The 11,528-nt window shown below is 52.9% G+C and carries 7 protein-coding genes; 5 read left to right on the top strand and 2 right to left on the bottom strand.

From position 1 onward, the window contains the following. Positions 1–125: 125 nt before the first annotated feature. The 4 genes from M2108_RS23405 to M2108_RS23390 all read left to right on the top strand — a co-directional run bounded on the left by M2108_RS23405 (position 126) and on the right by M2108_RS23390 (position 6,436). Complete coding sequence (locus M2108_RS23405) at positions 126–1,523, top strand: sugar ABC transporter substrate-binding protein (protein ID WP_277471798.1); 1,398 nt, start codon at positions 126–128, stop codon at positions 1,521–1,523. Between the two features lie 74 nt (positions 1,524–1,597). Further along, positions 1,598–2,578, top strand: coding sequence for a carbohydrate ABC transporter permease (locus M2108_RS23400; RefSeq protein WP_277471799.1), 981 nt, complete (start codon positions 1,598–1,600; stop codon positions 2,576–2,578). Continuing rightward, positions 2,575–3,432: a carbohydrate ABC transporter permease gene (locus M2108_RS23395; RefSeq protein ID WP_090712448.1), complete on the top strand. Its 858-nt coding sequence runs from the start codon at positions 2,575–2,577 to the stop codon at positions 3,430–3,432. Before M2108_RS23400 ends, M2108_RS23395 begins: the two co-directional genes overlap by 4 nt. 31 nt (positions 3,433–3,463) lie before the next feature. Beyond that, a complete protein-coding gene (locus M2108_RS23390) occupies positions 3,464–6,436 on the top strand; it encodes a GH36-type glycosyl hydrolase domain-containing protein (protein ID WP_280768018.1) in 2,973 nt (990 codons plus the stop codon). A gap of 5 nt (positions 6,437–6,441) precedes the next feature. On the opposite strand, the gene M2108_RS23385 is transcribed toward M2108_RS23390, so the two are convergent. Together M2108_RS23385 and M2108_RS23380 are read right to left on the bottom strand one after the other, a co-directional pair. Further along, positions 6,442–8,049, bottom strand: coding sequence for a response regulator (locus M2108_RS23385; RefSeq protein ID WP_277471802.1), 1,608 nt, complete (start codon positions 8,047–8,049; stop codon positions 6,442–6,444). Continuing rightward, positions 8,027–9,772, bottom strand: coding sequence for a sensor histidine kinase (locus tag M2108_RS23380; protein ID WP_277471804.1), 1,746 nt, complete (start codon positions 9,770–9,772; stop codon positions 8,027–8,029). Before M2108_RS23380 ends, M2108_RS23385 begins: the two co-directional genes overlap by 23 nt. A 118-nt stretch (positions 9,773–9,890) precedes the next feature. Here M2108_RS23380 and M2108_RS23375 point away from each other — a divergent pair, with 118 nt between their 5' ends. Continuing rightward, positions 9,891–11,471 carry an extracellular solute-binding protein gene (locus tag M2108_RS23375; protein ID WP_277471806.1) on the top strand — a complete coding sequence of 527 codons (1,581 nt, stop codon included), beginning with the start codon at positions 9,891–9,893 and terminating at the stop codon, positions 11,469–11,471. Positions 11,472–11,528 lie beyond the last annotated feature (57 nt).

The raw sequence follows: 11,528 nt of genomic DNA, 5'->3' as shown, positions 1-11,528 counted from the left end.
TAATAATTTGTTATTCAGGCTTGGGATTTGGTATTTAGAGCGGCCAGAAACGCTCTTATAATCAGAGTATGGGGGACGGGCAGCCGTTCTCCCTGATCTTCAAATGACAATGGGGGAGATTTATTGTGAAAAAGACAGCAGTATCCATCAGTGCGCTGCTTATGGCATTTTCATTGGTCGTCAGCGGTTGCGGAGGCAATAACAATTCTTCAAATTCTTCTAACAACAGAGAAGAGCAGAAAGAATCCAGTTCGACAACAGCATCTGCGGCTCCAAGTACCAAACCGGTTACCTTGAATGCCTGGGTGATGCCGAACAGTCCCAAACCGGATGCTGACTTCCTGCAGACTCTTGATCCCTATCTGAAAGAGCATCCGAATGTCACAGTAAAAGTAACAGTCCTGGACTGGGGCTCCGCCTGGACCAAGATCACGACTGCTGCTACAAGCGGTGAAGGCCCCGATCTTCTTCAGCTTGGTTCGACCTGGGTACCGGCAATTGCCAGCATGGGCGGCATTGACAAGGTAACCGACAAAGTGGCTGATGTTGGCGGTGCCGAAGCCTTCCTGCCGGCCATCTGGAAAACAACCTCCATCGCAGGTGACAGCGAGGTATACGGCATACCTTGGTTTGTTGATGCGCGGGCCATCTACTACCGGACCGATGTGTTTAAGCAGGCCGGGGTAAATACGGAAACTGCATTCAAGGATTGGGACTCCTTCAAGAGTGCGCTGGAAGCAGTGAACGGACAAACGGTTGACGGCAAGAAGATCGCTGCACTTGGACTTCCGGGCAAAAACGACTGGAACGTTGTGCATAATATTTTCCCTTGGATCTGGGCAGCAGGAGGCGACGTTCTGTCTGAGGACAACAAGAATGTAGTTTTCAATGAAGAGAAGGGTCTGGAAGGTGTTATGTTCTATACTGGGCTTGCGAATGAAGGTCTTGTTGAAAAGTCCTCGCTTGAAAAGAACTCTTCACAGATTGAGAGTGATTTCGGCGACGGCAAGTCAGCGGTCATTATCTCTGGACCATGGCTCGCCAAAAACTTTGCCACACCAAAAGCTAACGGCGGTATGGATGACAAGAAGGCGGCGAAAAACTTTGCGGTAGCTCCGCTTCCTGCCGGTCCCGACGGACAAGCTACCTTTGTCGGCGGCAGCGAGCTGACCGTGTTCAGCGGCTCCAAGAATAAGGAAGCCACCTGGGAGGTCATTAAATACCTGACCTCGGATGAGGCGCAGAAAGCCTATGCTCAGGTATCCGGACAGCTTCCTGTCAAGATGTCTCTTCTGGAATCACCGGATCTCGATGCCAACATGAAAGCATTCTCGGAAGCAACCAAATATGGAAGAACGTATCCGGCTATTCCGCAATGGGGACCAACGGAAACGGCACTGCAGAAGCATTTTGCCAACGTTTGGGATATTGTAGCCGGCGTAAAGGGCAAATACAGCAAAGAAAGCATCAAGGAGGAGCTGGACTCCGCGGCGTCTGAAGTCAAAGCCATTATTAATCAATAACGACTTGAATTTAGAGAGGCCGCCGCGCAAATAGGGCACGGCGGTTTCTTCATTAACAAAGCGAGGGATAAGAGATGGGACTCCATACTGAAAATAAACTTCCGGCAAAAGCCCCTTCCGGCAAACGCGGGCTGTGGCGAAAGCGGGTCAAAGATAATAAGTTCGCTTATATGCTGATGGTGCCGACCATCATCTTCATGATGCTGGTGCATTTGCTCCCGATGCTGCAGGGTATCTGGATGTCATTTTTGAAGCTGAATCAATTTACGCTGGTCAAATATTTGAAAGCCCCGTTTGTGGGGATGGACAACTATATCGGCCTGCTGTTTAACTCCGATAATCCGGTCCGTCAGGGGCTGAATTTTGCAATTCGCAACACGGCCATCTATGCGGTTATTGTAACTATCGGTGTAATGATTATGGGGCTGATGATGGCCATGCTGCTGAACCGGGATTTTCCCGGCCGCGGCATTGCCCGTACCGCTATGCTGTTACCCTGGGTCGTTCCCTCTTATGTTGTCGGCGTCCTTTGGGGCTTCATGTGGCAGCAGAACGGCATTATCAACTATTTTCTGGTCGATGTTCTGCACCTCTTCAACGACAAGCCATTCTGGCTGCTGGGGCCCAATACCATCTGGGCGATTATTATTCCGACGATCTGGCGTGGCTGGCCGTTCCTGATGGTCATTTTCCTGGCCGGACTGCAGACCATTCCGGAAGATATCTATGAGGCGGCTACGATTGACGGTGCCAATAAGCTCCGCCAGTTCTGGAATATTACGCTGCCCATGCTCAAGCCGGTCATTGCGGTACAGCTCTTGTTCCAGATCATTAACAATGTCTACTCCTACAATATCGTATCCACAATGTTCGGTAACGGTGCCGGATATCCGGGAGAATGGGGGGACCTCCTGATGACCGCCTTAACCCGTCAATCCTTCGGCTATTGGGCGTTTGGTTCCGGTTCTGCCGCTTCAATGATGCTGATGTTCGTAATGCTGATGGTCGTCGGTGTATGGTACCGCGTCTTTAGATCGGAGTTGAATGCCCAATGAGTACACATAGAAAACGTTCTGTCTCTTCGTTTCTGCTGACTTCACTGACCTGGATGATTGTCATCGTGACGATCTTCCCGATCATTTGGATGATCTTTACCTCTTTGCACTCGAACGACCAGATTTTGAACGGCATCACAAGCTTCAGTCTGACGAAGCCGCAGTGGGTCAATTACATCAACATGTGGGACACCGTTAATTTTGCCATCTATTTCCGGAACAGCCTGCTGATCTGCGGCGCAACAACCCTGCTGGCCGGCACCTTTGCCGTTCTGGCCGGATATGCGCTCGCCCGGTTTGATTTTCCGGGATCGAAGGCGTTCAGTATGAGTATCATCTCCACTCAGCTTATCCCGGGTATTATGTTCCTGTTCCCGATTTATCTGATGTTCCTGTGGATTAAGAATACGTTCGGCTTACCGATGATCAACACGTACTGGGGAATGATTCTTGTCTATACGGCGTTTTATACTCCGATCAGTATCTGGATCATGCGCGGTTTCTTTGTCTCCATCCCGAGAGATCTGGAGGAGTCGGCAGCCATTGACGGCTGCTCCAAATTTCAGGCTTTTTACAAAATCATTCTGCCGCTGTCTGTACCCGGCATCATTGCGACCGGCATCTTTATCTTCCTTACGGCGTGGGATGAGCTTTTGTTCGCCTGGGTGCTTACGACCAGTTCGGATGTACAGACGATTCCGGTCGGTATCCGCTTGTTTGTCGGACAGTACAATACCCGCTATGATCTGCTGATGGCGGCTTCGACTGTCGTAACGGTACCGGTTATGGTGGTATTCTTCATGACGCAGAAGTACTTTATTAGCGGTATGACCGCGGGCGCCGTCAAGGGCTGATCCGCCAGGTATGCCAGGAAGGGTGAAATCGATGTTGTTAAAGTTGAATACCGCAAGAGAGACAAAGGCCTCGGCCGAAGATATTCTGAGACAAGTGTTTGCTGACCGGATCGGTGCCGGAGAGAACATCAGCGCACTTTTTACCGATTCAGAACGCCGCGGGGCTGTAGGAATAGCAGGCTTGCCGTTTAGGCTGCCTGCCATTCAGGAGCTGCTCAAGCTGCCGGCCATAGCTGCACTGCTGCCGGCTGAAGCCGGCGCGTCCGCTCTGTTCGCCATGAACAGCGAAGGAACCAAGCTGTCTTTATCTATCAGGGATGCGGGGAATGAGGAGCAGACCATAGCTATTCCGGAGGCTGCGGTAGCGGAGGCGTTGGAGCTGCTGCAGGCTGCATCGGGCTGGGCAGGGACGCTTAACGCCGAGGGAGAGCATGTAATCGACCTGCGTTCACCTGTGCCGGGACCGCACTTTGCGGTCAATCTGCTCCTAGGCAACCGCCTCAGCTTCCCGCATCCGCTGCAGACCACCCCGAAAAGCGTTGTTGACCGCTTCGGGGGCGGGAGCTTCCGCTCACACGCCGCAACCCAGGTTCTGGCGACACGCTGGGATATGCGCCAGGAGGAGAACGGCTTCCCGGCTAACCGGCAATTTTATTTGTTCGAGGAAGGGAAGCAGATCTTTTATTCTGCTGATCCCGGAGACGAAGGCATTGAATCGGCGGTCTGCCGGCATTCGCAGAATGCAACGGTTATTACCTACCGGACCCGCTGCGGTCTGGAAATTACCCGTACCATCTTTATCCTTCCGCACTCCGAAGGTATGCCCCTGGCAACAGAAGCACAGCGGATTGAGCTTGTGAACCTCGGAGAAGCTGAACGCCGCCTGCGGATTGTCTATACCGGAATGTTTGGCTCCGCTGCTCCAGGAGCACTGTTTGAGGATGTGCTGTACAGTAATATCATTATGCAGGGCGGCGTGCTCCAGGATTCCGCCGGAGCTGTGGCGGCTGTCAGTCCCGATTATTATCCGGAAGGCGGCAGGCATGACCTGCGCTTTCACACCATGATCATTCACGGGAATGACGGGGCTGTGCTGCCGCGCGAATACTGCCTCAGCTTCAATGAATTTGTCGGTACGGGCTCTCTGCACCGCCCGGCTGGTGCCCTCAGGCTGAGCAGCATTCTGCAGCGCAAGGGACCCGGCTTCTTCGCTGTAGCAGGTGAGGTTTCTATTCCGTCAGGAGGTGCGGCAGCTGTCGACCAGTTGACCGGACTTGTCTCCGACAAGAGCGGTGCGCCCTGGAATGACACAGTGCTTGCTGACGAGGTAGGGGCGCTGATTGACCGGTTCTCTGCCCGCAGCGCGGCAGAAATGGCGCTGGCCGAATCTGCCGACTTCGTGCGTGAGTACGGAAAGTTCCTGCAGGTAGCCTCCGGTGATGAAAACTTCGATGTATTCGTCAACCGCAATCTGCCTTTCCAGGTGCTCTACCAGACCTTTGTCTCACGCTCCTTTTGCCAGACACAAAAGGGTTACAGGGAAATAGGCTTCCGTGAGATTCAGGATTTGTACGCCTCGATGTACTATTTTACCAGTATGGGAAGAAGCGGCCTGGTGAAGAGTCTCCTGAAGGAATGGACCGGTATGGTATTCGGGCTGGGTTACGCCTATCACAATTTCTTCTGGAACGGCAAGGAGCCCGGTAAATGGTCTGACGACGCGTTATGGCTTGTTCAGGCAGTCTATCGTTATGTAATGCTTACAGGAGATGTCGAATTCCTGGACGAGACCTGCCCGGTTGCGGGAGAAGAATCCAGCCGGCCGGTCTTCGAGACTTTGAAGGCGATTATTGTCTATTCGGGGCGGATTTCGGTGGGCCGGCACGGGCTTCCGCTGCTGGACTACGCCGACTGGAACGACTGTCTGAAGCTGGATGATACGTATCTAAACGGGCCGGCCAAGGAAGAGCGTTACCGGAAGCAGCTGCAGGAAGGCGGAGTTTTCGGCGATCCGCTGGACAGTGATTATTCCGAGAGTGTCATGAATGCTTTTCTGCTCAAGGTGGCTGTAGATGAGCTGTCTGTCCTGGCTGTCCGGAAGGGAGAAACGGATTATGCTGCAGAGCTTGACCGTTTCGGGGCTGAGCTGCGGGGACGCATTCAAGAGCATGCATGGAAGGGCGATTTCTTCGCGCGCGTGCTGTTCAACCGCTATGCAGACGGCAAATATACCTACTTGGGTGCCGGCGGGGACGGGCTTTCGGCTGATCCGTCCACTGGCGGCTCCTATTTCCTGAACTCCTTCACCTGGAGCATCCTGTCCGGCTGTGCGGATGAAGCGCAGATCACTGTAATGCTGAACACGATGAAGTCACAGCTTATGACCCCTTACGGCTTGAAGCTGGTGTCGCCTGTTGCACTGGGCCGGGTATCCTCCCATACAGCTTCTGACGAGTATTTTCCGGGAGACCGTGAGAACGGGGGCGTATTCAAGCATGCCTGCATGATGGCTGCTGCAGCAATGTTTAAGGGAGCAAAGGAGGTGGCGGATGCAGAACTTGCCGCTGAACTGGGACGCTTCGGGTATTGGCTGCTGGACCGGGTTCTGCCGTTTAAGACAATGGAAAATCCATTTGCAGTCTGCGGAAATCCAAGATTCTGCACGCAATACAACAACAGCGAGACCGGTGAGAACATTGGTCCGATGCTTAGCGGCACCTCGACCTGGCTCACCCTCTCGCTGATGGAGGCGTTTGGTATTGAGTATACGGCGCAGGGAATCGCACTCAATCCGATTCTGCGGGAGGGACAGACCGAGTTGGCTTACACATTGAAGCTTGGCGGCTCCTCCTACCGGATTCGGATCAGCAAACCGGAGGGCTTCAGCCGGATGCAGGAGGGCACTGCCCGTCTGACGCTCGATGGCCGTATGCTTGAGGCAGGGCTTGTGCCGGCTGCTGACGACGGTCTTGACCATGAGGTAGAGCTGCGATTTGGAGGCTAAGACGGTTACAGTGCCCGATCACGGTATTCCTGCGGGGTCATTCCGGTATATTCTTTAAAGAGCTTGATGAAATAATGGGCATTGGAATAGCCAAGCTCAGCGGAAACCTCATATATTTTGAGCGGCGTATGAATCAGCAGATACGCCGCTTTTTCCATCTTGGCCTGCCCGATATAGTCGCTGATTCGTTTGCCTGTCTCCAGCTTGTACATTTTGGACAGATAGACCGGATGCATCTGCACATGATCGGCAATGGCCTGGAGTGAGACATAGTGCAGGTTGCGGTTGATATATTCATGGACGTTTTGGATCAGCACAGTTCGGCTGTCCCGGCGTTCTGATTCAAAATGCTCTCTCAGGAGGTGGATGACGTGGAGCGCCCACTCCCGCAGCTTGTCCGGTGTCTGGAAGGGGGGCTGCTCCAGCAGCGGATTGCCTACAATTTCGCTCAACATTTTATTGTTCTTGTGGGCAAAATAATAGAATGCCGTTTCCAGATGCAGACGGGCTTCGTGGATATGCTCCAGTGAGCGGTGCGGATTGCGGGCCAGCTCTGTTGTGATGGCATTCAGCTTGTCTTCAATACCCTGCCAATTATTCGCTTCAAACATATGTGAGAGCAGCGGAGGCTCATAGAGCGGCTGGAGAATCTCAACAGACTGGGCAACGCTTGTGTCAGTGGCATCCAGATAAATGCCGGTTTCGCTGCCGATATGCTGGCGGATGGCAGAGATAGCGGACTGGTAGAGAGAATAGACCTGATCCGGGAAAGCTCCCCAGCCTGTAGTGACAACGGACAGTCCGCCTCCGATCAGCGTGCTGACATGATTCTGCAGCTGATATGCACCCTGGGCTACCTCATCGCCCGGATTGCTGCCGGAATCCATGTCCTCCCTTGGCTGAAGCAGAAATACAAGATAATCATGTACATCCTTGCAGGACCAGATGCGGAAACGGTCCTGAAACAGCTCCTGCGCAATATTAATGATCGCATATTCAAACAGCAGCATGCTGTGCATGTCCTGCCGCCGGAAGAACTCCTCAGGTCTGACGACTGCAAGGCATACCGGTTGGTTGGTGGAGAGCGGCAGATCGAACTGTGCCAGCCGTTCCTGCAGCTGCGGCCCGGAAAGCTTACGTCCCTGCAGCAGATCGCCGAGCAGGCGGTCGCGGAGCAGAGGAAGGTGCTCGCGGAAGGTCTGCATCGTCCGCTGGTAGGAGGACCATGCCTCCCATTCGCCGCGCAGCTCATTCTGGAGCTTGGTGATGACGGCAACCAGCTGGTCATTGGCAATGGGCTTAAGCAGATAAGCGCTGGCCTGCTCCTCTATCGCTTTGCGGGCATATTCGAATTCGGCATAGCCGGTCAGCATAACGACCCGGATATGCTTCCAGCGGCTGCGGATTGAAGCAATCAGTTCAATGCCTGAGATTTCCGGCATATTAATATCCGTTACTACAATATCAATCGGATAACGCTGAAGCAGCTCAAGAGCCTCGTACCCGGAGTAGGCTTTGTGAACCAGTCCGAAACCCATCTCGGTCCAGGGAAGGGAGATCGACAGATCATCGACAACATACGGCTCATCATCAACCAGTAGAATTTGGTGCATGGTGTTCCTCTTTCTTCTCCATACAGAGAGTGATTATTAGTCCCCCGTCAGGGGAGGAGGAGATCAGCAGGCCGGAGGAATTGCCATAGTGATATTTAAGGCGCTGCTGGATGTTCCAGAGGCCGCATCCTCCATCCTCGCGTGTCTGTCCGGACAGTCTGGCCTGCAATGAGGCAATGGCCTCACCGGTCATACCGGCTCCGTTGTCCTCTACAGTGACCGTAACCGCGGAAGGCGTTTGGCTGGCCGTGATCCGGATGAAGCCCTGTCCGATTTTTTTCTCAATCCCGTGAATAATGCTGTTCTCGACCAAGGGCTGAATCAGCAGCCGGGGGATCTGCATGCCCAGCAGTTCACCGGCGATATCCATCGTATAACAGATCCGCTGTTTCCTTAGATTCTGAATCTCCAGATAATTCTCCAACAGCTTCAGCTCATCCTCAAGCGTTGTAAGAGAATGGTCGACTCTGGTGATATAACGGTAATATTCTCCAAGATTAAGAGCCATGGCTTCTACCGAAGCTGTATCGCCGACAACGGCCTTGCTCTTGATAAAAAACAGGCAGTTATAGAGGAAATGCGGATTGATCTGTGATTGAAGCTGCTTCAGGTGGGCATCTTTGGCCTGGAGCTGCTCCAGATAGACCTGTTCAATCAGCGCTTGTATCTTTTCCGCCATTTCATTGAATTCTTCGTTAAGCATCGTGAACTCAGGATTGGTCCTGGCATGAATCCGGGTAGACCAGCGTCCTTCCTTCATTCTGTTGAGCGAACGCAGCAAGAGGCTTACAGGACGCTGCACCTGGCGGTAGAGCTGAAGGGAAAACAGCAGACTCATGACCAAAAGGATGACCGAACCTGTCAGAAAAGTAAAACGGCTGCTCTGGATAGGCTGTAAAATCTGCTTTAGAGGCGAATAATGAATGACCTGCCAGGTAACAGCCGAGGACGGGACTGAGCTGACGAGAAAGCTGCCTTCCTTCAGGTTGAAAATATCCGAAGTCTCATGGCCAGCCAGAGGCTCCATGGCCTTAATGATCTGCCGGGCCAATTCCCTGTCGGTATGACGGGAGAGAATGATCCCGTAGGCCGGATGGTACAGGAAGGTGTCACCTTTGTTTTGCGACTGGTACGTATCGAACATCCGCTCAATGTTGGATACGGGAAAATACATGGACATCAGCAGCTCCGCCTGCCGGGGATTTCCTTTGTCCTCGAGCGGATCGGACAGGAGCAGACGGAAGCCGGCTTCATTACTGCCCTTGCCCTCGGGAATATATTCCCATCCCGGCTGCAGCGGCTTCTGCAGAATGGAGGTATCGAATGACAGCGAGGAATCTGACCCCAGGGTCTCACCGCTGCGCGGCTTATACAGGACGATCCGGTTCTCCCACGTGCTGGAGCTGGTCTGCAGGGAAAGCTTCTCCAGCACAGTCATAACGGTCTGGGCGGGATCGATAAGGTGGCCCAGCTGCTGAATCTGCTCATAGTCCCGGATAGTCGGATCTCTTTGAAGCGCATACATGCTGCCTGCCAGCTGGTTGATATTGTTGTCCATCTGCTGGGTCAGAAACTCCAGATGATTCAAATCGGTTGTTTTGATCTGGTCTGTAATGACTCCGATATCCTTGCGGTACGACAAGCCGTAGAATAAGAGCGTTACTAACATGAGGGAGAACAGAATCGCAACCATTTTGACAAATAGATTCGCACGCCTGACCATACAATCATCCTTTTCCGAAACTTTTGCTGTAATAAAAAGAATTGTAACACACGGTGTTTAACAGGTTTGTGATACAATCTGTTCGACCCGCCGTAATTTTCGAGAAGCAGGTGTTTTCATGAAAATGAATGTATTACTGCTGGCGGCACTGCTGGCATTGTCGGGCTGTTCCTTTATCAGCTCCGGCCAGAACGTCCCTCCGGCCTCACCGGATGGCCAAGAGCCTAAATTCGACATCAAGCTCGGCAAATATGATCCTCCTGTAGATCTTTATACAGTAGGCTCCGTTAATCCCAATCTGATTTTTAAAAAGGGGGAGAGCCTTGAGCATAACGTGCATACCATCTGGACCGAGAACCGTCTGGGCATCCGCATCCGTTATTTGTGGACCATCTCAGGCACCTCAGAAACCTATGCCAATAAGCTGAGGCTTGAACTGGCAAAGGGCAATATGCCTGATGTTGTAACAACGAGGGATGCCGACATTATCCAGGAGCTGATCGATTCCGGGCAATTCATGGAGGTAGGCAGCTTATTTGAACGGTATGCCTCCGATACCTGGAAGAAGGCTGTAGCCGAAGACAGTTCGGTGTGGAATGCCTTTATGCGCAACGGCTCCAAGTATGCAATTCCCATTATGGATTATGAATATAATTCCGATCCGCTGCTCTGGATCCGGCAGGATTGGCTGGACAAGCTCCATATGGCAGCACCGCGCACACTGGAGGAACTGGAAAAGGTCATGTTTGCCTTTGTTAACCGCGATCCTGATGGTAACGGGGCAAAGGATACCTACGGTTTATCTGTAGCTTTCCGTAACGGCCCTAATACCTGGATGGGGGACAGCAGCTGGATTTTCGGTGCATTCGGTACGGTTCCGGAGCAATGGAACCGCATGAGCGACGGAACATTACAATATGGCTCTGTACAGCCCGGCGCCCAGCAAGCAGTCTCGCTGATGAAGCACTGGGTGCAGCAAGGATATTTATCCGGCGACAGTGCCTGGCTTGATGAAGAAGGCGCTGCTAATTTGTTCGTCTCCGGCAAGGCAGGAATAATAGCCGGGCCTTACTGGATGCGCGGCTGGCCCCTGTCCTCCCTGACCGATGCAGACCCCGAGGCAAGAATCCGGGCGGTCGCCATTCCTTCAGGGCCGGACGGAACCGTAATGCGAAGAGGCACCCTGCCAGTCAATGGCGCTATTCTGATCAACAAGAAAATGAAGAATCCTGAGATCTTTTTCACCTATCAGAATTATTTGTTTGATTATTACGCTACCTCAACCGGCGAGTTCGCCAACGGTCTTGCCGAGGGCTATGACTGGACCATGGTTGACGGTAAGCCGACTATAAATCCCTCTGCCCTGCCGCTGGGGGGCATCCGGGTCGCCTCCTATACGCTGACCTTCGACGGCGCGAGAATTCCTTCCGAAGTTGTTAAGGAAATTCCGGTGGATATTGCCCCTGTGCTGCTGGCCCAGAAGGAGGCCTCCCGCAAAGAGCAGTTTACAGGCCCCCCGACCAGGACCATGAAGAGCAGCGGGGAACTGCTGAAAAAGCTGGAACAAAAAAGCTTTCTAAAAATGATCTTTGCGGACAGCGGCATCGGGGAATTCGATGAATTCGTTAATAAATGGAAGGCATACGGAGGTTTGGCCGAAACCTCGGAAATCAATGCCTGGGACCGGAGCAGACCATGAGTGCCACAGGACAAGAAACCGCCTTGAACAAGGCGGTTTCTTGTCGGATAAGCACCG

The organism is Paenibacillus sp. PastM-3, assembly GCF_029893965.1.
In the GTDB taxonomy this organism is placed as follows: domain Bacteria; phylum Bacillota; class Bacilli; order Paenibacillales; family Paenibacillaceae; genus Paenibacillus_AQ.
Note: the sequence above shows the minus strand (reverse complement) of the source record. Positions and strands in the feature narration are given on the sequence as shown.

Bases quoted from the DNA above. Each gene is read 5' to 3' on its own strand.
- M2108_RS23400 (WP_277471799.1), top strand. From the start codon at position 1,598: ATGGGACTCCATACTGAAAATAAACTTCCGGCAAAAGCCCCTTCCGGC.
- M2108_RS23395 (WP_090712448.1), top strand. From the start codon at position 2,575: ATGAGTACACATAGAAAACGTTCTGTCTCTTCGTTTCTGCTGACTTCA.
- M2108_RS23390 (WP_280768018.1), top strand. From the start codon at position 3,464: ATGTTGTTAAAGTTGAATACCGCAAGAGAGACAAAGGCCTCGGCCGAA.
- M2108_RS23385 (WP_277471802.1), bottom strand. From the start codon at position 8,049: ATGCACCAAATTCTACTGGTTGATGATGAGCCGTATGTTGTCGATGAT.
- M2108_RS23380 (WP_277471804.1), bottom strand. From the start codon at position 9,772: ATGGTCAGGCGTGCGAATCTATTTGTCAAAATGGTTGCGATTCTGTTC.
- M2108_RS23375 (WP_277471806.1), top strand. From the start codon at position 9,891: ATGAAAATGAATGTATTACTGCTGGCGGCACTGCTGGCATTGTCGGGC.